The organism is Stenotrophomonas sp. NPDC077421, assembly GCF_049545505.1.
Lineage (GTDB): Bacteria > Pseudomonadota > Gammaproteobacteria > Xanthomonadales > Xanthomonadaceae > Stenotrophomonas > Stenotrophomonas nematodicola.
Genome location: NZ_JBMWDP010000016.1, coordinates 47,760 through 70,350 on the forward strand (window position 1 = coordinate 47,760; position 22,591 = coordinate 70,350).

At 68.7% G+C, this 22,591-nt stretch carries 18 protein-coding genes; 5 read left to right on the forward strand and 13 right to left on the reverse strand.

Annotation, left to right across the window (positions count from 1 at the left end):
- Positions 1 to 9: 9 nt before the first annotated feature.
- Entirely contained in the window at positions 10 to 2,943 is a 2,934-nt protein-coding gene (locus ACPEH1_RS10710) for a bifunctional diguanylate cyclase/phosphodiesterase (protein WP_243746311.1), read from the reverse strand.
- Positions 2,944 to 3,246: 303 nt separating this feature from the next.
- Between ACPEH1_RS10710 and ACPEH1_RS10715 the strand changes: the two genes are divergently transcribed.
- On the forward strand, positions 3,247 to 5,367 hold the full coding sequence (locus tag ACPEH1_RS10715) for a M13 family metallopeptidase (RefSeq protein WP_136003516.1): 2,121 nt from the start codon (positions 3,247 to 3,249) through the stop codon (positions 5,365 to 5,367).
- Positions 5,368 to 5,432: 65 nt separating this feature from the next.
- On the opposite strand, the gene ACPEH1_RS10720 is transcribed toward ACPEH1_RS10715, so the two are convergent.
- Complete coding sequence (locus ACPEH1_RS10720; RefSeq protein WP_153164945.1) at positions 5,433 to 6,347, reverse strand: oxygenase MpaB family protein; 915 nt, start codon at positions 6,345 to 6,347, stop codon at positions 5,433 to 5,435.
- Positions 6,348 to 6,656: 309 nt separating this feature from the next.
- Here ACPEH1_RS10720 and ACPEH1_RS10725 point away from each other — a divergent pair, with 309 nt between their 5' ends.
- Positions 6,657 to 7,271 carry a hypothetical protein gene (locus ACPEH1_RS10725; protein ID WP_313241833.1) on the forward strand — a complete coding sequence of 205 codons (615 nt, stop codon included), beginning with the start codon at positions 6,657 to 6,659 and terminating at the stop codon, positions 7,269 to 7,271.
- A 39-nt stretch (positions 7,272 to 7,310) separates the two neighbouring features.
- Here ACPEH1_RS10725 and ACPEH1_RS10730 read toward each other — a convergent pair whose 3' ends face one another.
- From ACPEH1_RS10730 to ACPEH1_RS10765, 8 genes are all read right to left on the reverse strand, one after another.
- The gene (locus tag ACPEH1_RS10730) at positions 7,311 to 7,655 is read right to left on the reverse strand and encodes a hypothetical protein (RefSeq protein WP_017356521.1); all 345 of its coding nucleotides are present in this window, start codon (positions 7,653 to 7,655) and stop codon (positions 7,311 to 7,313) included.
- A gap of 26 nt (positions 7,656 to 7,681) precedes the next feature.
- On the reverse strand, positions 7,682 to 8,455 hold the full coding sequence (locus ACPEH1_RS10735) for a LytR/AlgR family response regulator transcription factor (protein ID WP_017356522.1): 774 nt from the start codon (positions 8,453 to 8,455) through the stop codon (positions 7,682 to 7,684).
- The gene (locus ACPEH1_RS10740; protein WP_136003508.1) at positions 8,445 to 9,704 is read right to left on the reverse strand and encodes a sensor histidine kinase; all 1,260 of its coding nucleotides are present in this window, start codon (positions 9,702 to 9,704) and stop codon (positions 8,445 to 8,447) included. The genes ACPEH1_RS10735 and ACPEH1_RS10740 overlap by 11 nt, the downstream gene beginning before the upstream one ends.
- Positions 9,705 to 9,900: 196 nt before the next feature.
- On the reverse strand, positions 9,901 to 11,550 hold the full coding sequence (locus ACPEH1_RS10745) for a M28 family metallopeptidase (RefSeq protein ID WP_423715751.1): 1,650 nt from the start codon (positions 11,548 to 11,550) through the stop codon (positions 9,901 to 9,903).
- Between the two features lie 70 nt (positions 11,551 to 11,620).
- Positions 11,621 to 12,874 carry an RNA polymerase sigma factor gene (locus tag ACPEH1_RS10750; protein WP_136003505.1) on the reverse strand — a complete coding sequence of 418 codons (1,254 nt, stop codon included), beginning with the start codon at positions 12,872 to 12,874 and terminating at the stop codon, positions 11,621 to 11,623.
- Between the two features lie 49 nt (positions 12,875 to 12,923).
- On the reverse strand, positions 12,924 to 13,331 hold the full coding sequence (locus ACPEH1_RS10755) for a VOC family protein (RefSeq protein WP_017357120.1): 408 nt from the start codon (positions 13,329 to 13,331) through the stop codon (positions 12,924 to 12,926).
- Between the two features lie 22 nt (positions 13,332 to 13,353).
- Positions 13,354 to 13,776, reverse strand: coding sequence for a VOC family protein (locus tag ACPEH1_RS10760; RefSeq protein ID WP_017357121.1), 423 nt, complete (start codon positions 13,774 to 13,776; stop codon positions 13,354 to 13,356).
- Between the two features lie 30 nt (positions 13,777 to 13,806).
- A complete protein-coding gene (locus ACPEH1_RS10765) occupies positions 13,807 to 14,226 on the reverse strand; it encodes a YciI family protein (protein ID WP_026070933.1) in 420 nt (139 codons plus the stop codon).
- A gap of 325 nt (positions 14,227 to 14,551) precedes the next feature.
- Here ACPEH1_RS10765 and ACPEH1_RS10770 point away from each other — a divergent pair, with 325 nt between their 5' ends.
- Entirely contained in the window at positions 14,552 to 14,926 is a 375-nt protein-coding gene (locus tag ACPEH1_RS10770; RefSeq protein WP_017357123.1) for a YciI family protein, read from the forward strand.
- Positions 14,927 to 14,935: 9 nt separating this feature from the next.
- Here the strand turns inward: ACPEH1_RS10770 and ACPEH1_RS10775 are convergent, their stop codons facing one another.
- Positions 14,936 to 17,014 (reverse strand): NHL repeat-containing protein, encoded by a 2,079-nt coding sequence (locus ACPEH1_RS10775; protein ID WP_287248151.1) that lies wholly within the window; start codon positions 17,012 to 17,014, stop codon positions 14,936 to 14,938.
- Positions 17,015 to 17,163: 149 nt separating this feature from the next.
- Here ACPEH1_RS10775 and ACPEH1_RS10780 point away from each other — a divergent pair, with 149 nt between their 5' ends.
- Positions 17,164 to 18,687, forward strand: coding sequence for a hypothetical protein (locus ACPEH1_RS10780; protein WP_423715752.1), 1,524 nt, complete (start codon positions 17,164 to 17,166; stop codon positions 18,685 to 18,687).
- 23 nt (positions 18,688 to 18,710) lie between these two features.
- On the opposite strand, the gene ACPEH1_RS10785 is transcribed toward ACPEH1_RS10780, so the two are convergent.
- Positions 18,711 to 19,484 (reverse strand): lytic transglycosylase domain-containing protein, encoded by a 774-nt coding sequence (locus ACPEH1_RS10785; RefSeq protein WP_136003500.1) that lies wholly within the window; start codon positions 19,482 to 19,484, stop codon positions 18,711 to 18,713.
- Positions 19,485 to 19,980: 496 nt separating this feature from the next.
- Between ACPEH1_RS10785 and ACPEH1_RS10790 the strand changes: the two genes are divergently transcribed.
- Positions 19,981 to 21,582 carry an EAL domain-containing protein gene (locus tag ACPEH1_RS10790; RefSeq protein ID WP_423715753.1) on the forward strand — a complete coding sequence of 534 codons (1,602 nt, stop codon included), beginning with the start codon at positions 19,981 to 19,983 and terminating at the stop codon, positions 21,580 to 21,582.
- A gap of 13 nt (positions 21,583 to 21,595) precedes the next feature.
- On the opposite strand, the gene ACPEH1_RS10795 is transcribed toward ACPEH1_RS10790, so the two are convergent.
- Positions 21,596 to 22,525 (reverse strand): polysaccharide deacetylase family protein, encoded by a 930-nt coding sequence (locus ACPEH1_RS10795; RefSeq protein WP_017355661.1) that lies wholly within the window; start codon positions 22,523 to 22,525, stop codon positions 21,596 to 21,598.
- Positions 22,526 to 22,591 lie beyond the last annotated feature (66 nt).

Genomic DNA, 22,591 nt, shown 5'->3' on the forward strand with positions numbered 1-22,591 from the left:
CGCGCGGCGCTACACCGCGTCGGCGGTCTCCAGCCGCGCGATCACTTCGCACAGCGGCGCCGGCCGGCCCAGCAGGTAGCCCTGCACCTGGTCGCAGCCGTGCGCGGCCAGCCACTGGTGCTGCCCGGGCGTTTCCACGCCTTCGGCGATGATGGTCAGCCCCATGCTGTGGCCCAGCGACAACAGCGCACGGCAGATCGAGGCGTTGCGCGGATTGGTTTCCACATCGGCCACGAAGCTGCGGTCGATCTTCAGAATGTCCAGCGGCAGATGCTGCAGGTAGGACATGTTGGAATAACCCGTGCCGAAATCGTCCAGCGAAATGCAGATGCCCTGCTCGTGCAGGCGCTGCATGGTCTGCTTGGCCTGCGCCGGCTTGCGCATCAGGCTGCTCTCGGTCAGTTCCACCTGCAGCGCGCCCCGCGCCAGGCCGAACTCCTGGCTGGCGCGGGTGAACTCGGCCACCAGGTCGCTGTTGAAGAACTGCACCGCCGAGACGTTCACCGCGATCGGCAGCACGCCCCAGCCGGCATCGACCAGTTGCCGCTGCGCCTGTGCCGCCGCACGGATCACCCAGCGGCCCAGCGCCAGGATCAACCCGGTGTCTTCGCACAGCTGGATGAACTCGCCCGGGGGAATGAAGCTGCCATCCGGCTGCGGCCAGCGCAGCAGTGCCTCCAGCGCGGCCGGGGTGCCGTCGCTGGCATGGCAGATGGGCTGGAAGTACAGCTCGAACTCGGCATCGATCGCGCTGTGGATGCGACCGGCCAGGCGCAGCCGCTCGGCCAGCCGCGAGCTGACCGTGTTGTCGTACCAGGCGATCACGCTGCCTTCGTCGCGCGCCGCGTGCGCGGCCTGCGCGGCCATGCCGATCACCTGTTCGGCCGGCAGCACATCGCCGTCGAACTTCACCGCCACGCCGATGCGCGGCTCGAACTGGTGCAGCCAATCCTGCCCGCGTACCGGTTCGGACACGGTCTGCACCAGCGTGTCCAGCGCCGACTGGCGGTCGTGGCCGTCGTCGATGGCAAAGATGAAGTCCTCGGCCGGCTGGAACGCCAGCGCGCCATAACGCGCACCGAGCCCGCCCAGGCGCTTGGCCATCGCCTGCAGCACCACCTCGCCCACTTCGCGGCCCAGCGTATCGGCCACCAGCTGCAACCCGCGGAACTGCACATAGGCGATGGTGTAGCCGCCGCCGGCGGCGTCCAACTGTTCGGCCAACGCACGCGTATTGAGCAGGCCGGTGGCCGGGTTGTGGGTGGCGTGGTAGGCCAGGTCGCGCTCGTAGGCCAGACGCTCGCTGACGTCCTCGGCCAGGACCAGGCACGCCTGGCGCCCGTCGAAGTCCAGCCGTGCCAGGTGGGCGCGGACCTCGAACACAGTGCCGTCCTTGCGCCGGTGCATGCGCACCGTGGCGTCCTGCACATCGCCGATGCGCGCCTGTGCGATGGCGCCACGGATCTCATCCCAGCCTTCGCGCGGGCGGATGTCGAGAATGCTCATGGACAGGAACTCGTCACGGCTGAACCCGTACTGGCGTACCGCGGCCTCGTTCACTTCCAGGAAGCGCAGCGTATCGGGGTCGAACACCCAGAACGGTGCCGGATTGCGGTCGAACAGCAGGCGGAACTGGCGCTCGGCCTGCTGTACCCGTGCCAGCGCCTGCACGCGCTCGCTGACATCGGTGAGCGCGCCGATCATGCGCCGCTGCCGATCCACCACCGCCACCCGCTGGCCGCGCGCGGACACCCAGCGGACGGCCCCGCCAGGCAGCACCACGCGGAACATTTCATCCAGCACCGCCGTACCGGCGAAGGCGGCGTCGAAGGCGGCCTGCATGCGCGGTGCGTCGTCGCGGTGCACGCGCGCGAAGAAATCGGCAACCGGCAGGCTGTCGATCTCCACGCCGAAGATCTCGCGCGCCAACGGTGACCAGCGCAGCACGCACGCATCCTCGTCCACGTACCAGGTGCAGACCTTGCCGACCTGGTGGGCCAGGCGCAGCTCGGCGTGGCCGGTACGCAGTTCCTCGGTCAGCACATCCTGGTGCACGCTGGCGCGGCGCAGGCTGAAGTACACCCCGAGAAAGACCACCCAGTACGCCAGGTACACGCCCATCGATGCGTACGCGTAGGGCCACCACGGTGCCAGCACATCGCGACGGCCCAGGCCGGCGTAGACCGCCAGCGGATACTGGCCGAGCGTGGTCAGCGTGGAGATGCGTTCGATCTGGTCCACCGCGCTGGTTTCGATGCCCAGTGGCGTCACCGCATCGGTGCGCAGCATCTCGCGCCGGGCCAGGCCGAAGCGCTGTCCGGTGGCCCCGAGCGGGTCGGGGCTGCGTGCCAGCACATAGCCCTGGGCGTCGGTGATCGAGATCACCCCGTACTCGCCGGTGTCCAGGCCGCTGATGATCGAGGTCAGCTCGTCGGTGTGCAGGCGGCTGAGCAGCCAGCGGTCCTCGCCCATGCGCAGCGCCAGCGGCAGCACCCAGCGATAGCCGTCCAATGCCTGCGGCGGGCCGATGTACAGCGCGCTTCCGGTGCCCCGGTTGGACTCCATCGCCCACAACGGCAGGTGCAGATCACCGCTGCCGCTGGTCAGCGCGCGCCCGTGCTGGTCCACCACCACGATGCTGTCCAGCTCGGCATGCCGCTGCAGCACCCCGGCGATGGCGTCATCGAGCAGCTCCGGCGCCTGCTCCGGCACGCGCTGGAACAGTTTGGCGCCGTCGTCGGCAATGCCCAGCATGGCCCGTTCCAGGTTGCGCAGTTCCAATCGCAACAGGCGCTGCGAGCCCGCCGCCAGCGCGGAGCTCTGGCGTTGCGCGGCTTCCAGGCGCCGCTGGTAGTCGTTGGCCAGCATGACGCCCAACGCAGCGGCCAGCAGCACGGCCAGCGCACTGCCCAACCAGACGATCGTCCGCAGTGGCCGAGCCATCACACGGTTCAACGCGGGCATCGCAAACGGCTCCCTTCATAGCGGGCTGACTTCATGCGCAAACGCTTCCTGGTTTCCCCCAAACCTGAGCGGCCGAAGCCCCCGTTTCTTGACGCCTGCAATCGTGTCCACGCGATGCCTCCCCTGGCACCCTGGCGCGGAACGGTCCTGCCGGCCCCAGCATGCACCAGCGGCAGCCGTGCGGGAAGAGCGGAATCTGGCCAATGGGCGATCGGGCATGCGGCCCGATCCGACCTGCGCCGGAGGACTAAACTAGGTTCTTTCCGTTGCCTGAGAAGGTCCATGTCCAAGCTGCGCCGCCCCACCCTGATGCTCGCCATTGCCGCCAGCCTGTCGCTGAGCCTGGCTGCCTGCGACCGTGAACCGGCCGCACCGCCGGCCTCCCCCGCCACGGACACCGCCGCCGCGCCCGCCCCGGCCAAGCCGCAGCTGGGCAGCTTTGGTTTCGATATCGCCGGCATGGACCGCAGCCTCGCCGCAGGCGATGACTTCTTCGGCTTCGCCAACGGCACCTGGGTGAGGACCACCGAGATCCCCGCCGACCGCTCCAGCTATGGCAGTTTCAACGTCATCGCCGAAAAGACCCTGGCCGACACCCGCGCGATCCTCGAAGGCGCTGCCGCCGATGCCAAGGCCGAAGGCGAAGCCAGGCTGATCGGTGACTACTACGCGGCCTACATGGACGAAGCGGGCATCGAGTCGCGGGGCCTGGCCCCGGTGAAGCCCACCTTGGATGCCATCGCCGCCGTTGCCGACAAATCCGCGCTGGCCACCACCCTGGGCGGCACCCTGCGCGCCGACGTCGACCTGCTGAACGCGACCAACTTCTACACCGACCGCCTGTTCGGCGTGTGGGTCTCGGTGGATCTGCTGCAGCCGGACCGCACCGCACCGTACCTGGTGCAGGGCGGCCTGGGCATGCCGGACCGCGACTTCTACCTGCAGGGCGGCCGCATGGCCGAACTGCGCAAGCAATACCAGGCCTACATCGCCCAGGTGCTGCAGCTTGCCGGCGTTGCCGATCCCGCCGGCAAGGCACAGCGCATCCTCGCCCTGGAAACGCGGATCGCCCAGGCGCACGCCACCCAGGAAGAAACCAACGATGTGGCCAAGGGCGCCAACGCCTGGACGCAGGCCGACCTGAGCGCCAAGGCGCCGGGCATGGACTGGAGCGCGTTCCTGGCCGGCGCCAGTCTGGGCGGGCAGCAGGACTTCATCGTGTGGCAGCCCAAGGCCGTGGCGGGCATCTCGCGCCTGGTCGCCACCGAGCCTCTGGAAGTGTGGAAGGACTATCTCGCCTTCCATGCCCTGGATCGCGCCGCGCCTTACCTGCCGAAGGCATTCGCCGACGCGCGCTTCGCCTTCCACGGCACCGCGCTGAACGGCACCCCGCAGCAGAGCGAGCGCTGGAAACGCGCGGTGGACGACAGCAACCACGCCGTCGGCGAAGCGATCGGCAAGCTGTACGTCGAGCGTCACTTCGACCCGGCCACCAAGGCACGCGCCGACGAGATGGCCAGGAACATCATCGCCGCCTTCGCCAAGCGGATCGATGCGCTGGCATGGATGTCGCCGCAGACCAAGGCCCGCGCCAAGGCCAAGGTTGCCGGCCTTACCGTGGGCATGGGCTACCCGGACACCTGGCGCGATTACAGCGGGCTGGAGGTCAAGCGCGACGATGCGCTGGGCAATGCCGCGCGTGCGGAGCTGTTCGAGTACCAGCGCAACATCGCCAAGCTGGGCAAGCCGGTGGACCACACCGAGTGGGCGATGCTGCCGCAGACCATCAATGCAATGAACGTGCCGCTGGAGAACCGCCTGGTGTTCCCGGCCGCGATCCTGCAGCCGCCGTTCTTCGACGGGGCCGCCGACGACGCGGTGAACTACGGCGCGATCGGCGCGGTGATCGGCCACGAGATCAGCCACGGCTTCGACAACGCCGGTGCGCTGTTCGACGAAACCGGCAAGCTGGACAACTGGTGGACTGCCGATGACCTCAAGCAGTTCAACGCCGCCGGCGACGCGTTGGCCGCGCAGTTCAGCAGCTACCAGCCCTTCCCGGGTGTGTCGGTCAACGGGCGCCTGACGCTGGGCGAAAACATCGCCGACGTGGCCGGTCTGGCCACCGCCTACGATGCCTACCAGCTCTCGCTGCAGGGCAAGCCGGCACAGACGCTGGAAGGCTTCACGCCGGACCAGCGCTTCTTCCTCGGGTTCGCCCAGGCCTGGCGCAGCAAGGCCCGCGAGCAGGCGCTGCGCAACGCGCTGCTGACCAACGTGCATGCCCCCGGCCAGTTCCGCGCGCTCACTGTGCGCAACCTGGACGCGTGGTACCCGGCGTTCGACGTCAAGGAAGGCCAGAAGCTGTACCTGGCCCCGGACAAGCGGGTCAAAGTGTGGTGATCATCGCGGTGCGATGATCGGAAAACGGGCGCTTCCGCGCCCGTTTTTTTATGCGCGCCACTCTGTCACCACCTCGTGAGCACGCTGGCCGGCACACCGACGCGGGCGCAGGCGCGGGTGGCCACACCATCCGGCAGCGCGCGGCGGAACAGCGGCGCCATGCCACGCAACAGGCGGGCCGAGGTCTGCGCCTGCGCCCGTTGCAGCGCAGTGCGTTCCAGCATCGACACCGCCCACGGCGGCAGCAACGCGGCGCCCGCACCGAGGAACAGATCACGCGACAGCCCCGCCATCGGCACCGGCAGTCGGATGCCGGCGAGCACCGCCAGCACCTCGCGCGAGCGCGCATCGAAGCGCAACCGCGGCAGCTCCCGCACGAAGTACGCCGCCACCTCCGCTTCCGAGGCCGGCACTGCGGTCGCCCCCAATGCCTCGGCCACGCGGCGGTACTCGTCGTAATAGCGGTCGGCAACCGACGCCGGTACCTCACGGCAATAGCGGCGGCAGCCCTGCAGGAAGCCGTACGCCTCGGTGACGTGAACCCAGGTCAGCAGATCCGGATCGTCGGCGGCGTAGGCCTGCCCGTCCGGGGTATGCCCGCGCACCTGCGCATGAATGCGTTTGACCCGGGCAACCAGCGTCTCCACTTCGCCGGCGGGGGCATAGCTCGTGCCCGCCACGAAAGCGGTGGTGCGGCGCAGCCGGCCGACCAGGTCGCCGCGGAAGTTGGAGTGGTCGTACACCCCCGCCAGGGCCAACGGGTGCAGGGTCTGCAGCATCAGCGCGCACAGGCCGCCGGCGAGCATCCCGGGCAGCTCCGCATGCACGCGCCAAGTGGCGCTGTCCGGGCCAAACCAGCCCGGATCGCCCTGCGGATGGTCGTAATCGATGTTGCTCTGGCCGCGCGGGAACGCGTCCAGGACCCAGCGTCGGATGGGCGCCGCAATGGGGCGGGAGAGACGGTTGAGCAGCGGCGGCATCGCAGGTCCGGTCGGCGGGAGAAACGACCGCTGGCTGCGCGGTCGGCCTCGATTCTGGCCGATCCCGGCCGGGGCGGCGACCCACCCCGGTCACCGCGCGTTTCATGTGCACCCGCAACATGAATCACCCTGCGACATCTTGTCGCAGGCTGCGCGCGCAATGATGCACTGCATCACGCCACCCGCATTCAGAAAAACGGTCGGCCGCCCTTCGCGTTCTCCCCATTGCACCGGCCGCTGGAAGTGCTAGAACTGAATCCGCCTCAAGTTCGTCCAATGCGCTGCCGCACGTTCCAGAAGGAGCACGTCATGATCGCTTTGTTCAAGGGTTTGGGTTTGCTGTTGCAGGACAACGAGCTGTACAACAGCCCGTTCGAAAAACAGGTCGCGCATTGGCGTAACAAGAGCGAGCAGCAGATCCGCGAGGAAGTGGCCGTGCTCGCCAAGGCCAAGGGTCAATGGCTGATGGCTTCAATCGTCGGGTGGCAGGCGTCCTCGCTGCTCATCCTCGGCCTGATCAGCAACTACCTGTGGAAGGACGACTTCCATATCACCTTCACCCGCGTGGTGATCGTGTTCGGTTCCTGGGTCTCGATCCTGTTCGTGATCTGGTTCATGGCCAACATGTTCGACCACAAGGCCGGTTTCGAGCGCTGGATGAAGGCGTTCAACAGCCGCGAGCGGATCACCGCCGATGCCGACAGCGTCGAGTGCGTGGCCGATGCGCTGGAGATGGCCCAGCACTATCCGGAAGTGCTCAACTACAAGCAGGTCGTCAGCGCGCGGCGCGAGCTGCGCCACGAAGACATCCGCATCATGCGCGAGATCGGCCGGATGCATCAGCATTCCGAGCTGGTTGGCCGCCTCAATCATGTCGGCGAGCAGGACCCCGGCAGCAATCTGCACCTGCAGCCGGCCTTCTGACCGGCCCGTGAAGTGGGGGGAGCCACGATGCCACCGTGATCAGTCACGGTGGCATCGTTCTTTGCGGACCTCGCTGACGCACAGCTTGAAACCGGTCGGCAGGTCGGGCATCGCCCGGGTCTGCCCCACCGCCACCGCGAACTGCTGCAGTGGCGGCCGCGCGCACGCCGCCTCCAGCGTACAGCGCGGATCCAGCACCAGGTAGTGGCATTGCCCGCTGCGGCTGGCAATGCACGCGAAGCGCGCAACGCCATCCATGACCGTGGTGCGGCTGTACAGCGTATCCACCCCGTTGGCGCTGACGCGGGTGACGGAGGTGTTGCCGGACTGCTGGCAGGCCGCGAGGAGCAGCAGACAGGCAGCGGCAAGAGCGGGCGTACGCATACGGGACGACTCCGTGCGGGAGCGGCTTACATGCCGCGGAACAGGCTCATGAACGGTTGGCTGACGTTGAGGATCTCCGGCCGGCATTTCAGCCGCAGCTGGCCCCGTCCGGTGTCATCACGGCTCACCGCCGCCACCGCCTGCATGTTGACGATGGTGGAACGGTGGACCTGACGGAAGCGCTGCGGATCCAGCACCTCCAGCAACTCGCGCAGCGGCGTGCGCAGCAGGCTTTCGCCCTGCGCGGTGACCACCGTGGTGTATTTGCTGTCGGCGCGGAAGTACACCACGTCCTCCAGCATGATCAGGTGAGTATCGCGGCCGTTGCTGGCGGTGATCCAGGCCAGCGGCGGGGCCGTGGACCGTGCCGCCGGCTGCTGGCCCAGCCGCTGCAGCAGCTGTTCCAGCATCGCACTGTCCGGGCGCCCGGCCTGCATGCGGGTGAGGATGCGCTCGCGCGTGGCCAGCAGGCGCTCGTCGCTGACCGGCTTGAGCAGGTAGTCCACCGCGCCCTGCTCGAACGCATCGATGGCGTACTGGTCATAGGCGGTCACGAACACCACCTGGGTGCGCGGGCTGATCTCGGGCAGCGCGCGCGCCACCTCGATACCGCTGATGCCGGGCATGCGGATGTCCAGCAGCGCCAGGTCCGGCTTGAGCTCCGCCAACCGCTCCAGCGCGCTGGCGCCGTCTTCGCATTCGGCCACCAGCCGCAGGTCCGGCCACAGGCGTTGCAACTGGCTGACCAATGACTGGCGCAGCAGGTCTTCGTCTTCGGCGATGAGGGCATCAAGCTGCATGGATTGCCTCGCGTGCGTCATACGGCAGGGTGATGGTGGCCGCCACGCCGCTGGGGAAGTTGGCCACGATCGCGACACCGGCGTGTTCACCGCAGGTCAGGCGCAGGCGCTCGCGCAGGTTCTTCAGCCCGATGCCGGTGCCACTGGTGGTGTGGCCGAAGCCCAATCCGTCGTCGGCCACGGTCAGGGTGACATGGTCATCGAAGGCACGCGCGATGATCCATACCGTGCCGCCGCCGGGCTTGGGTTCCAGGCCGTGCTTGATGGCGTTCTCCACCAGGGTCTGCAGCGCCATCGACGGCAGCGGCAGCACGTTCAGTGCCGGCGGCACGTCCACCTGCAGCAGCAGGCGTGCGCCCATGCGGATCTTCAGTATCTCCAGGTACGCCTGGGTACGCTCCAGTTCCACGCCCAGCGTGGACATCGACTCGTCCACGCGGGGCAGCGAGCTGCGCAGGTACTGGATCAGGTGGCCCAGCATCTGGTCCGCGCGCGGCGGATCGGTGCGGGTCAACACCTGGGCGTTGGCCAGCGTGTTGTAGAGGAAATGCGGTTCCACCTGCGCGTGCAGCAGGTTCAACCGCGCCACGCTCAGTTCCTTCTCGGTCGCGGTCTGCGCGGCGGCGGCCTGTTCGTCGCGGCGCTGCTCGGCGACGCGGCGGGTAATCGCACGCCCGACTGCTTCGGCGTTCTCGTAGTTGCTGCCTTCATCGACAGCGAGCAGGTCGGCCCACACACCGGCGTCGGGTTCGAACAGCAGGGTCACGCTGCTGGTGCCCTGCCCCGGCGTGACGGTGGCCAGTACGCTGTTGCGCTTGATCGCCAGGCGCGCGGGCAGATTCCAGCGCGACGGCGGGCGGCCGTTGTAGGGGTCGACACGGCGCACGTAGGCGCGCACCTGCAGGCTGCCGGCAGCGCTCTCCATGTCTTCCACGCGGGGCAGCTCGGCCAGCGCCGCCTCGACCAGCGCAAAGGCCGGGCCGGCATCCATCGGCAGTTCGATCTGCCGGCGCTGTCGGCTGGACAGGGTGGTGCCGTCCAGGCGTCCGGCCACCAGCCACACCCGGCGGATGTGGGTGATGCAGCTGCCCAGAGCGGTCACCATCAGGAACATCGCCAGCAGCCCGAACACCCAGCCAGGGCCGTCGCGCATGCCGCTGAAGATGCCACTCCAGACGAAGCCGGCCACGATGACCGCGGCGGTCCAGGCCAACAGAATGCGGACGATCAGAGCGAGACTGGCAAGCACGGCGGCGTTTCCGGCAAAGGGGTGAAGCGAGCATAGCCCTGCCGCCCGCAAGGACAAGCCGCATGCGACGAAGCCGGGAATCGGGAGGATGAAGGGGGATCAGCCGGGTCTGGCTGTCGGAACGGTTGCCACGACAGCCGACCTGCGGCCGGCCTGCCGGGATGCCCCGCCGGCGTGACCGGCGGGGCGTGCAGCGTTACTTGCGCTCGGCCGCGCTGGCGTCACGCGGGGCGCGGAACTGCGAATCGGCGCTCCAGTTCGGCCAGGCGTTCGAGTTGGCCAACTGGTTGCCCAGCGTGTACAGCACTTCCAGATCGCGTGCCGCGCCGGCAAAGGTCCAGTCCGGCTGCCATTCGTCGCCCTGCTGGTGGTAGCGCTTGGCGGTGTAATCGTCGGAGGCCTTCTTGCCGGCCGCCACACCCCCGTCCACCCAGTCCTGGCCCGCCGAGTACGACACCGCCGGCACACCGCGCTTGGCGAACGGGAAATGATCGGAACGGAAGAACAGGCCGGCTTCCGGCTTGGGATCGGGGGTGTAGCGGATATCCCAGCCCTTGGCCACGTCCTTGAGCTGGTCCAGCAGTTCCAGCTTGGCCGAGCCGTAGATGCCGAAATCGCGCGACGGACTGAACGGCGCCATCCCGTCCATGTTGATCACCGCCACCGTCTTGGCCAGCGGGTACAGCGGATGGCTGGCGTAGTACTCCGAGCCAAGCAGGCCCTTTTCTTCGGCGGTCACCGCCAGGAACAGCACCGAGCGCTCCGGGCGCTTGCCCTTGGCGAAGCCGCGCGCCAGCTCGATCAGCGAGGCGGTGCCGCTGGCGTTGTCCAGCGCGCCGTTGAAGATGGTGTCGCCGTTGGCATCGGGCTTGCCCACACCGATGTGATCCCAGTGCGCGCTGTAGACCACGGTCTCGTCCGGGCGCGTGCTGCCTTCCAGGCGGGCGGCCACGTTGTGCGAGGTGATCACTTCGGTCTTGACCGCGTAGTTTGCCGAGAAGCTTTCACCCTTCAGTTCCACCGGCTTGAAGTCGCGGGTCTGCGCCTGCTTCTTGAGCGCCTCGAAATCCAGGCCGGAACGCTTGAACAGTTCGACCGCCAGATCGCGCTGGATCCAGCCTTCCAGCAGCGGATGCGCCTCGGCCGGCCTGTCGCGGACCACATCGAACATGGTGTTGGTGTTGGAGCCGGCCACGGTGGCCCAGCCGTACGACGCCGGTGCGGTCTCGTGCACGATCAGCACGCCGAGCGCGCCCTGGCGTGCGCCTTCCTCGTACTTGTAGGTCCAGCGGCCGTAATAGGTCATGCCCTTGCCGTCGAAATCGCCCTGACCGGTCTCGAAGTCGGGATCATTGATCAGCACCACGGCGATCTTGCCCTTCAGGTCGACGCCCTTGAAGTCGTCCCAGTTGCGCTCATCGGCCTTGACGCCGTAGCCGAGGAAGACCAGCGGCGCGTTGCGGATATCCACTTCGCTGGCGCCGTTCATGGCCGCGCGCACCGCGATTTCCTTGCCCTGGCTGAGGGCCTGCGGCGTGCCCTTGCTGCTCAGCGACAGGGTCGGGGTACCCACAATATCGCCCTTGAGCAGCGGCACGGCCTGGGTCCACAGGCGCTTGCCGTCCTTGAGGTCGCCGCCCGGCTGCAGGCCGGCCGCAGCGAACTGCCTGCTCAGGAACGCGACGGTTTTTTCTTCACCGGCGGTGGCCGGCGAGCGGCCCTCATAGGCGTCCGATGCCAGTTCCTTGACGTCGGCGGAGATCCGCGCGCCATCGAATTTGGGGGTGGCCGCCATCAGGGCCGACGACACCGACAACGCCAACAGGCTGATTACCACTCGCTTCACGCTGCACCTCAGTACGGGACGACAATCGCCCGAGTGTAGGACAGCCGACGCGGTTTGCGGCAGTGCCGGTCTACAGGGCGGCCGCGCGTGCGAGCAGCAGGTCTTTTTCGCGCGCATTGGCGGTCAACGCGGCGGCTTCCTCGAACGCCGCCCGCGCTTCGGCCGGGCGCCCCAGCTGCTGCAGCACATCGCCACGCACCGCCGCCAGCGGCACGTAGCCACGCAGGCGTGGATCGTCCTGCAGCGGTTGCAGCAGCGCCCAGGCCGCCTCGGCACCGTCCGCGCGCGCCACCGCCACCACCCGGTTGAGCTCCACCACCGGAGAGGGATGATGATGGGCAAGCGTGGCGTACAACGCGGCCAGACGCGGCCAGTCGGTGTCCTGCGCGCGTCGCGCGCCGGCGTGGCACTCGGCGATGGCCGCCTGCAGCACGTACGCGTCAGTGCTGCCACCCAGTGCCTGCGCCTGCCGCAGTGCCGCCTGGCCGCGCGCGATCTGCAGCCAGTCCCAGCGCGTGCGGTCCTGGTCGGGCAGCAGGACCGGACGACCCTCGGCCGTGGTCCGTGCGGCGGTACGCGACGCCTGCAGCTCCATCAGGGCCAGCAGGCCGTGCACCTGCGGCCAGGTGGGCAGGCGATGCGCCAGCACCCGCCCCAGGCGCAGCGCTTCCTCGCACAGCGCCGGCCGCATCCAGTCATCGCCGGCGCTTGCCGTGTAACCCTCGTTGAAGATCAGATAGACCGCTTCCAGCACCGACGCCAGCCGCTCGGGCAAGGCAGCCTGCCGGGGCACTTCGAACGGCACCTGCTTCTGCGCGAGGGTGCGCTTGGCCCGCACGATGCGCTGGGCGATGGTCGGCTCGGGGGTGAGGAAGGCGCGGGCGATTTCATCGGTGGTCAGGCCGCCCAACAGGCGCAGGGTCAGCGCCACCCGTGCATCGGCGGCGAGGACCGGGTGGCAGGCCACGAACATCAGCCGCAGCAGGTCATCGCCGATGTCATCTTCCAGCGCGGCGGTGTCATCCGGTGCGGGCAGCGGCTGCGGTTCCAGCGCGCTGCCCCACTGTGCATGCTGGCCCGCCACCCGCTGGTGCTGGCGCAGGACGTCGATGGCGCGGTTGCGCGCGGTGGTCATCAGCCACGCTCCGGGGTTGTCTGGAACGCCCTGCTGCGGCCAGCGCTCCAGCGCGGCCAGCCAGGTGTCCTGGGCCAGTTCTTCGGCACGCCCCACATCGCCGCCCAGCATCCGGGTCAGGCGTGCGATCAGGGCCGGCGCTTCCATGCGCCAGAGGGTGTCCAGCCGGTGCGTCAGAGCAGTGTCCATGCCGCCGATCAGAGCATCGCCCCGCGCATCGCACAAGCCACCGGGCGGCTCATCCCGGCTGGCCCTCCATGTACGCGACCTCCCACAGGTGACCGTCGAGGTCCTGGAAGCCACGCTGGTACATGAAGCCGTAGTCACGTGCCGGTTGCGGTTCGCTGGCGCCGGCCTTGAGTGCCTTGTCCAACGTGGCGTCCACCGCCGCGCGGCTGGGTGCGGACAGCGCGGTGATCACCTCGGTCTGCGCGCGCGCGTCACTGATCGGCTTGTGGGTGAACTGGGTGAAGAACGACTCCACCAGCAGCATGACGAAGATGCTGTCGCTCACCACCATGCACGCGGCGTTGTCATCGGTGAAGGTGGGGTTGAAGGTGTAGCCCAGCGCGGCGAAAAAGGCCTTGGAGGCCTCCAGGTCGCGCACCGGCAGGTTGACGAAGATCATCTGCGGCGAATCGGTCATGGTCGGTATCCTTGGTGGGAGATCAGGGTTGTTTCATGCAGTTGACCATCCACGGCTTGCCGTAGCGGTCGATCAGGAAACCCCAGCGATGCGCCCAGAAGGTCTCGCCGATCGGCATCCTGACCTCGCCGCCCTCGGCCAGGGCCGCGAACACGCGCTCGGCTTCGTCCACCGACGCGACGTCGATGTTGATGGTCGTGCTGCCCTCACCCGCACCCGACGGACTGTCGGCGGCCATCAGGATGGCCTGGCCTACTTCGAGCTGGCTGTGCGCCACGTGGTCCAGGGTCTCCGGCGGCATCTCGCCGCAGCCGTCGGTGTTCTCCATCGGCGGCATGTCGCGGTACTTCATTTCCGAGGTGACCTTGCCGTTGAGAACCTTGGCGTAGAAGGCCATCGCCTCATGGGTCTGGCCGTTGAAGCTCAGGAACGGAATCAGTTTCATGGGAATGCTCCAGGGGATGCGGGGGGATGGTCAGCCGGCGTTGCCGATCTGGTCGCGCAGACGCTGTTCCTGCGCCTGTAGTTCGGGAGTGAAGGCCGCACCGAAATCCTCGGCACTGAGAACCGGCCGCAGCTCGACGACATCGCCGGCGGCGAACGGGGCGCGGGTGAGCCATTCGGTGGCCTCATCCAGCGAGCGTACCTGCCACAGCCAGAATCCACAGACCAGTTCGCGGGTTTCAGCGAACGGGCCGTCGATGACCCGTGGCGCATCGGTGCCAAAGGCGACGCGCCGGGCGCGCGAGGTGGGGTGCAGGCCCTCCCCGGCCAGCATGATGCCGGCCTGCACCAGCTGTTCGTTGTAAGCGCCCATCGCGCGGATCTCCTCCTCGGTCGGCATCTGACCGGCTTCGGTCGCCGCGCTCGCCTTGACCAGTACCATGACTTTCATCGGTGTCTCCTTCGGTGCGGGTCCGGTTGGCGGGCCCTTCATGGATACAACGTCGCAGCGGGGCGGAAATCGACACGTCGGCGAAAAGAAATTCGTCTTTCCTTTCCCTCCGCCTGTTCAGGCCATTGCCGACAGCGGGAGGGCGTCCTGGTCCAAGGGCCGTTGCGGATAGCGCCTGATGTCTCCGCCCGCGCTGCCGCAGCTTGCGGGGCCTCTTGGCAACCGGCGCTCGAGCGGCCGGGCGCGGCATCCGCTGCGGCGCTGCAACACGGCCGTTGCGGCGTCTGGGGCATCATGGACACCCCCTGCCGACACGGACCCGGCCATGCAGTTCCTGCTGTTGATCTATATCGACGAAAGCCTGCTGCAGGCCCTGCCCGGCGAGGAGTACGATCGCCTGATGCACGACTGCCTGCAGCATGCCGATGCCCTGCAGGCCGAGGGCACGCTGGTGCTGGCACAGAAGCTCGAACCGGTCGCCAGCGCGCAGACGGTTCGCGTGCGCCAGGGCCAGTCGCGGATCACCGACGGCCCCTTCGCTGAAACCCGCGAACTGCTGGCCGGCTTCAACCTGATCAACGCCCCCGACCGCGACGCGGCGATGCGCATCGCCCAGCAGTTCCCGTGGTCGCGCTTCGGCAGCATCGAAGTGCGGCCGCTGGCGGACATGGACGCCGAGCGCGAGCGCGTCGGCGCCTGAGATGCCAGCTCAGGGCAGCAGCGTGATCTTCAGGTCGCGCGGGCCGGTCGCCTCGTTGCCGCTGTAGTCGCGCGCACTGCCACGGATCACGTAGTCGCCCGCGGGCAGCGCATCGGCCTGCCAGCGTCCGGTCTCCACCAGCCCGTCGCGGACGGTATTGGTGACCAGGTAGCGGAAGCGGGTCACCGCACTGCCATGCACGGTGATGCCGCTGTCCGGTGCATAGGCCACCACGGTGGCACTGTCCTGCGGCGGCATGCGGTTGAACACGATGTTGAAGCGGGGCTGCTCGTAGCCCGGCAGGGGGTGTCCCTGCGCGTCGAGAATCTGGTAGCCGACCTGGTACAGGCCCAACCGGCGCCGTGGCAGGTTGCGGTCCACCTGATCCCACGCCTCCACCACGATCTGCACGCCCGGCCCCTGCCGTGGCACTGCCACGCGACCGTCGGCACCGGCGGCGAGCGGCTGCTCCAGATCATCCAGCAGGCTCACCGCCGTCATGCGCGGAGCCACCGTATCGGCATAGTGGACAAATCCCAGCGCCACGGCATTACGTTCGAACCCGCTGGCGCCCACGCTCAGGTGCACATGCGCCATGCGATTGATGCTGCCCAGCGGTTCGCCCGCCTGGAAGCGCGTGCCGCGCCGCACGCGGATGCGTTCCAGGTTGCCGTCCGCATCCCGCAGCTGCTGCCAGCGCGCATCCAGCGGGCGGTCGCGCGGATCGCGCCCGACCTTCATGTGGATGTATTTGAGCGTGTCCAGCGCCAGACCTTCGCCCTGCCCACCCACTGCCCAGCTTGCGGCCGGGCTGCTGACCTTGGCGTCGGCAATCGCCAGCACCGGCTGGCCCACATCGCCACGGATATCGAAACCGCCGTGCAGGTGGTGGCGGCTCTCGCCACTGAAGTTGCCGCGTACTTCGCCCAGCGTGCCCACCACTTCGTGCCAGCCATCCTGCGGGGCGAGCGGCCAGCGCCCGCCGGTGGCCGGCAACGGCGCGTCCGGCGCAGGGCCGACCAGGGCCGGTGGCGCGACCTTCCCCTCTCCCAGCGCACGCAGCCGGTGTATGCGGTAGGCGGCCGCATCGGCGAGATACAGCCCCCCCTCGGCGTCCAGCGCCAGCGCGGTCGGGCGTGCAAAGCGCGGCTGCGGCGGAACACCGGCCAGCGCAAGCTGATGGCCGTGTGCCGAGATCTGCACCACCCTGCCGTTGATGTCGCTGGCGTAGATCACCCCGTCATGGGTCACCGCCATCGACAACGGGCCACTGAGCAGGCCGCCGCTGGCGACGCGGGTGGTCAGCGTGCCATCCGGGGCAAGCTGGCGGATCGCATTGTTGAAAAGATCGGCGATCAGCAGGTTGCCCTTCCCATCCAACGTCAGCGACACCGGCGTATCCAGCCGTGCACCGATGCCGGCGCCGTCGATGTGACCGGGCACCTCGCCACCGGCCAGCGTGCGCACCTGGCCGTCGGTCTCGATCACACGGATGCGGTCGTTGTAGGTGTCGGCCACGAACACGCGGCCACCGGCATCCACCGCCACGCCCATCGGCGCATCGAAGCGGGCCTGGCCCGCCGGGCCGTCGCGGAAGCCACGCTGGCCATCGCCCGCCAATGTGCTGACCGTGCCATCGCGGGCGATGCGCCGGATCGCATGGTTGCCGGTGTCGGCCACGTACACCGTGCCAGCGGCGTCCAGCGCGATCGCCGACGGCGTGTGGAACTGTGCCTGCAGCGCCGGGCCGTCGCGCCAGCCTTCCCCCTGACCCGCCAATGTGTCCACGCGACCATCCGGATGGATGCGGCGAATGCGGTTGTTGTCACCGGCATCGGCAACGTACACCACGCCCTGCGCATCGACCGCCATCCCGTTCGGATCGGCGAAGCGGGCCTGCATGCCCGCACCTTCGCGCGCACCGGCGACACCGTCGCCGGCCAGCGCCTCGATCCGCGCCGTCCAGCCCAGCACGGTGGGCGGCGGACCCGGCGGAGGCGCGGGCGGCGCGGGCGCGTCCAGAAAGGTCCACGCCAGCAGCGCGGCCGTGACCACGGCGATTCCTGCTGCCCAGTACGCACGCGCCATGCCGCTTCCTGTCTGATGTCGGGGCCACGACGATAGTCGCTCCACGCGCGCATGCAAACCCGCCGCATCGTCAGTGGCGCACACGCGCGACTTGTGCCGATCGGCCATCCCGGGTTCAATCCCTGTTGTTGCCACGGAAGGACCCCACCATGCCCCTGCGTCGTCATGCTCTTGCACTGCTGCTCGCGTTGGCGGCCAGCAGCGCTGCGTCGGCCGCCATCAGCGTCGCCTCCGACACGCCGCTCAATGCGGATGCACAGCGTCTGGTCGATTCGGTAGCCGAGGCGATCATGCAGTCCGATCGCGGCGACACGCTCGGCGCAATGATCGTGTTCGAGCGCGTGCTCGCCGACCCGGCACTGTCCCAGGTGCCGGCAGATGCGCGTCAGGATGCCTGGGTGGCGGCCGGCATGACCGCGCTGAAGAGCGGGCAGCAGGCCGATGCCGAGCGCTACCTGCGCACGGCGCTGGCCGCGCGCGACGACGATCCCCGTGCCGTGTACCTGCTCGGCCGCCTGCAGGTGCAGCAGCAGAAGCCGCGCGATGCCGCCCTCAGCCTGGCCCGTTCGCTGCAGCTTACCGACCGCTTCAACGACGATATCGACGTCGATCTGATCGGCTATCTGCTGCATCAGCTGAAAGACGATCCCGCCACCCGCCGTACCCTGCTGCAGGCGCTGTTCGATCGCAAATGGCAGAACAAGGGGACGGAGCCGGCACGCCTGTGGCGCTCGCTGGCCACGCTGCAGGCCGAGGCCGGCGAGCAGGATCGGCTGGCCGACACCATCGCGCGCATCGATGACCCGGTCCAGCTGATCGCGCTGCGCAGCGACAAGCGGTTCGACCGGGTCGTTGACCGCGCCAGCCCACGCTTCGATCCGGCGCTGGCGGCACGGCGCCATACCGACGCCCTGCGCGTGGCCGCACTGCTGCGGCCCGAGGAAGGTGTCCTGCCGGTGCGCATGGCCGACGCCCTGCTGATGACCGGCGACAACGCTGCCGTGATCGCCATGACCGACAGCATCGCCGCATCGGTACAGGCGCAGGACCCGACGGCGCAGCGCACCTACGAAGGCGCCGACAACCTGGCGTGGCTGCTGTCCTACCGTGCAGGCGCGCAGCGGCGTCTAGGCGAGATGGACGCGGCGTTGGCCACTCAGACGCAGGCCCTGCGGTTCCACGATTCAGACGCACCCAACACGGTTCAGCACCTGCTGCTCGCTGGCTGGCAGATGTCGCTGCAGCGACCGCAGCAGGGCCTGGATACCCTGGCAGTGCTGCCGGCGGAGCTGGGCTTCTGGGAGTTCGGACGCCATTGGCTGCGCCTGATTGCGTTCCGCCAGCTGGACGACCGCACCCAGGGCGATGCCGCACGCGACTGGCTGCTGGGCCATCCCGACGACGCCGACCTGATCCTGCTCGACGTCCTGCTTGAAGAGAATCGCATGGACGAGGCGGCGGCCCGCCTGATCGCCAAGCTGCGCGCCCCGGAGGAGCGCGGCGATGCGCTGGTGTCGCTGCAGAACTACCGCACCTTGCCGTCGTTGCCCGGCGATGCCGTGCGCGACCAGCGCTGGCGCCAGCTCAAGCAGCGTGCCGACGTGCGTGCCGCGGTGCAGGCGGTTGGCCGTATCGAACGCGTTGACCTGTTTGGTTCCAACCCGACCCGCTGAGCGGTGCCGCGCGGCTCGCCGGCCTACTTCGCCGGCGTTTCCACGCGGAACCCCATTGCCTCGCGGTACCGCACATACAGCGCGCTGACCTTCTCCACGTAGGCCAGCGTCTCGGCGTAGGGCGGCACGCCCTTGTAACGCGTCACTGCACCGATGCCCGCGTTGTAGGCCGCAGCGGCCAGCACGCGGTCGCCGTTGTAGCGGCGCAGCAGCGTCTTCATGTAGCGCGCGCCGCCGTTGATCGACTGCTCGGCCGACAGTGGATCGGCCACGCCGAACTCGGTGGCCGTATCGGGCATCAGCTGCATCACGCCCTGCGCCCCCTTGGGTGATACCGCGCCGGCATCGAAACCACTCTCGGCGTGCGCGATCGCCCGCAGCCACGCATCGTCCACCCCGGTGGCTTTCGCGGCGGCCTTGAACTGCCTGGCATGCCGGTTCAACTGCGGCGCACCGACCTTGCCCAGCCCTTCATGCGCGGGCTCGCCCGGCGGCGTGGCAACGGTGAACTTCAGGAACACCCGCGAGCCGGGCAGATTGCGGGTCGAGTAGACCCGCGTGCCGTCCTGCTCGCGCTCATACAGGGTGCCGCTGAAGACCCCCATGTTTCCCCACAGGTTGGGGGTCTGCACCGCGTTGTCGTCGATCTGCCGCGGGGTGCATGTCGACCCCGGCTCGGGCGCGGTGGCCAGGCTCACCGTATTGCCCTGCACGCAGCGATACACCGTGCGCGCGCCTGCAACGCCGGGCATCAGCAACAGCAGCACAACCAGCGCGGCGGGCAGGGACAGGTTCATGGGCTCGGTGCGGGGCACGTCAGTCGTGCGGCGCGATCATCCGGCCACGGCTGCGAACCGAAGGTGAATGCCGGTCCCGGCATCAGGGCAGGCCCGCGCAGCGTCACGCCGGGCGCGAAGACCGCCTCACCAAGGACAGCATCGCCGGTGATCAGGGAGACCGGCACGATGGGCGGGCCGGCCAGGCTGATGGTCCTGCCCGAGCCCCGGAACAGGCCGGTACCGATGGCGGTCGGGTGCCGATGCCGTTGGAGAGGCTGCGCCGGCGGTGTTCTGACCCTCGAAGACGGCCCGCGCGGCCGCCCGCCCGGATCAGGTGCGAGGTGCCCGCGGTGGCCGCAGTGCGCGCGGCTGTCGGGTTTCACCCGCTGCTGCCGTGGCGGAGACCCGCCTGGGCCTTGTCCGACCACGAACGCGGGGTTTTCCTGTTCCTTTCCGTGCGCGCAGGTGGTGAGATAGGGCTTCCAGGCCACGGGCCGGCTGGCACGAGGTCTGCTTGAACCGCACCCGGAACATCGCCGTCACCGTGCTGTTCGCCCTGCTGGGCGCGCTCGTGCCGATGGCCACCCTGCTCTATTTCAACGTCAATCGCGCCAACGATGCCGCGCGGGATCGGCTGCAGTTCACGGCCGAACGGACCCTGCTGCGCGCCCACCGCGCCTACGAAGCCGGGCTGACCGCTCTCCGCCAGGCCAATGCCAGCGCGCTCGAACCCTGCTCGGCGGCCCACCTGCAACTCATGCGCGGCCTGGTGATCAATACCGTCTCGGCCGAGCAGATGGGCTATTTCCAGGACGACCGGCTGATCTGCACCTCCTGGGGGCCGATGGAGGCGCCGATCCGCCGCCCCGAGCCGGACCACCTCACCGCCGACGGCGTCGGCATCAAGCTCGACGTGCGCCCGCTGGCCGGCAATGGCGTGCCGCTGCTGGCCCTGTACTACGGCCGCTACGACATCCTGATGAACCCCGAACGGCTGGTTGACGTCATCACCGACCCGGACGTACGCCTGGCCGTGGCCAGCCCGGACGGACGCCTGATCGCCCATCAGCCGATCGCCGATCCGCAGCTGATGCTCGATCTGCTGCGCGCGCCACGCAGCGGCATGGATGCACGCACCCTGTTTGCCACCGCCCAGGACCAGCAATGGCTGGCCATCGCCACGGCGCCACGCACCCCTCTGGTGGCCAGCATCCGCCCGCTGCTCTGGCAGTTCGCCCCGGCCGGCGCGCTTGGCGCTGCCGCCGCGATCGCCCTGGCGGTGTGGCTGTCGCGCCGACGTCTGTCGCTGCGCGCCGAGCTGGCCACGGCGGTCCGGCGGCGCGAGTTCTTCATGCACTACCAGCCCATCATCGAGCTGGACACCGGCATCTGCATCGGTGCCGAATCACTGGTGCGCTGGCAGCGGCCCGACGGCAGCCTGGTGCGCCCGGACCTGTTCATCCCGCTGGCCGAGGACACCGGCCTGATCGAGGCGCTGACCGACCAGGTGATGGACAACGTCATCGCCGACATGCGCGACCTGCTGGTACAGGACCGCAGCGCCCACATCGCGATCAATCTCGCCGCCGAGGACGTCAGCAGCGGCCGCGCACTGAAGGTGCTGACGCAGAAGCTGCAGGGGACGGGCATCCATCCCCAGCAGATCTGGCTGGAGGCCACCGAACGCGGCTTCATCGACATCCAGCGCGCCCGCAACAGCCTGGCCGCCACGCGCCGTGCCGGGCACTGCGTGGCCATCGACGACTTCGGCGTCGGCTATTCCAGCCTGCAGTACCTGCAGCAGTTGCCGCTGGATGCCTTGAAGATCGACAAGTCCTTCATCGATGCCATCGGCACCGACAGCGCCACCAGCCCGGTCACCTCGCACATCATCGACATGGCGAAAACGCTGGGCCTGTTCACCGTGGCCGAGGGGGTGGAAACACCTGCCCAGCTCGCCTACCTGCAATCGCGCCAGGTCGAGTTCGGTCAGGGCTGGCTGTTCTCCAAACCGCTGCCACCGGAGGCCTTCGCCGCCTTCCATTGGCAGCGCAAGGAACAGTACGGCAAGGCCCGCGAGAACATGCAGAACCCAAACCACAGCATCACCGACTAGGCCACTGCCGGGCTCAGTCGGCGTCCACTCCGGCCAACGCCTGCACCCAGCGCGGCACCACCGGTTCACCGGCATGGAACGTGCGCGGCACGTGATCGGCCATCGCCCATCGATGGATCCAACTGATGCCACTGTCGCCGTTGTAGCCATCGGCGTGCTGGTAGGCCGGGTCCTGCAGGGCCTGCTCCAGCGAAATGAAGCGGTAGCCACGGCGCTGCGTGGCCGCCACCAGGTCCTCGAACGTTGCCGCGTTCAGCGCATTGGCGTGCATCAACCACACCTGTGCCGGCAGGCGGCCGAGCAGCTGCTGCGACTGCGCTTCGTAGTAGTCCAGCTTGTTCAGCATGTAGGGGATGTAGCCGCGGCGCAGCTGCGCCAGCCGCGCCTCGCGTTCGGCCGGCGGCAGGTCGCTGACCCGCACCGTGTCGTAGGCGAACGCCCAGACCCATTCGCTGTTGTCCACCGTCACAGGAGCGATGCGGTACCCGTGCTCCTGCAGGAACGCCGCCAGCGCGTCGCGCTGTGCCGGCGAGCGACCGGCGCGCAGGTACGGATGGCGGAACCAGCGCAGCGACTGCCCGCGCTCGGCCAGCAGCGGCCGCAGCGTGTCTTCGCCGCGCAGGATGTCCTGCGTATACGCTGGCAGGCCCACCGCGTGCAGATCGACGTGACCCCAGGTGTGGTTGCCCAGCTCGGCACCGGCGTCGAGCCAGTCGCGCAGCATCTGCACGCGCGCCGGCACCACCTCGCCCTGCTCGACCAGCTTGCCCGCGTTGACGAAGCCCACCACCGGGATGCCCGTGGCGTTGAGCGCGGCCATCAACTGCGCGTGCCGCTCGGCCAGCTCCGGTTCGGCACGTGTGTCCAGCCGCTGCCACGGCAGGTCGTCGATCGTCATCGCGATGCGACGGTCCGGCGTGGCCGCCTGCGCCAGGCCGGCCATGCACAGCAGCGCCAGCCCCCATCCACTCCATAAACCTCGCTGCACCTGCATCTCCTCCCGGTCGAT

Coding starts and splice junctions, on each gene's coding strand:
- ACPEH1_RS10710 (WP_243746311.1), bottom strand. CDS start 2,943: ATGGCTCGGCCACTGCGGACGATCGTCTGGTTGGGCAGTGCGCTGGCC.
- ACPEH1_RS10715 (WP_136003516.1), top strand. CDS start 3,247: ATGTCCAAGCTGCGCCGCCCCACCCTGATGCTCGCCATTGCCGCCAGC.
- ACPEH1_RS10720 (WP_153164945.1), bottom strand. CDS start 6,347: ATGCCGCCGCTGCTCAACCGTCTCTCCCGCCCCATTGCGGCGCCCATC.
- ACPEH1_RS10725 (WP_313241833.1), top strand. CDS start 6,657: ATGATCGCTTTGTTCAAGGGTTTGGGTTTGCTGTTGCAGGACAACGAG.
- ACPEH1_RS10730 (WP_017356521.1), bottom strand. CDS start 7,655: ATGCGTACGCCCGCTCTTGCCGCTGCCTGTCTGCTGCTCCTCGCGGCC.
- ACPEH1_RS10735 (WP_017356522.1), bottom strand. CDS start 8,455: ATGCAGCTTGATGCCCTCATCGCCGAAGACGAAGACCTGCTGCGCCAG.
- ACPEH1_RS10750 (WP_136003505.1), bottom strand. CDS start 12,874: ATGGACACTGCTCTGACGCACCGGCTGGACACCCTCTGGCGCATGGAA.
- ACPEH1_RS10755 (WP_017357120.1), bottom strand. CDS start 13,331: ATGACCGATTCGCCGCAGATGATCTTCGTCAACCTGCCGGTGCGCGAC.
- ACPEH1_RS10760 (WP_017357121.1), bottom strand. CDS start 13,776: ATGAAACTGATTCCGTTCCTGAGCTTCAACGGCCAGACCCATGAGGCG.
- ACPEH1_RS10765 (WP_026070933.1), bottom strand. CDS start 14,226: ATGAAAGTCATGGTACTGGTCAAGGCGAGCGCGGCGACCGAAGCCGGT.
- ACPEH1_RS10770 (WP_017357123.1), top strand. CDS start 14,552: ATGCAGTTCCTGCTGTTGATCTATATCGACGAAAGCCTGCTGCAGGCC.
- ACPEH1_RS10775 (WP_287248151.1), bottom strand. CDS start 17,014: ATGGCGCGTGCGTACTGGGCAGCAGGAATCGCCGTGGTCACGGCCGCG.
- ACPEH1_RS10780 (WP_423715752.1), top strand. CDS start 17,164: ATGCCCCTGCGTCGTCATGCTCTTGCACTGCTGCTCGCGTTGGCGGCC.
- ACPEH1_RS10785 (WP_136003500.1), bottom strand. CDS start 19,484: ATGAACCTGTCCCTGCCCGCCGCGCTGGTTGTGCTGCTGTTGCTGATG.
- ACPEH1_RS10795 (WP_017355661.1), bottom strand. CDS start 22,525: ATGGCCGGCCTGGCGCAGGCGGCCACGCCGGACCGTCGCATCGCGATG.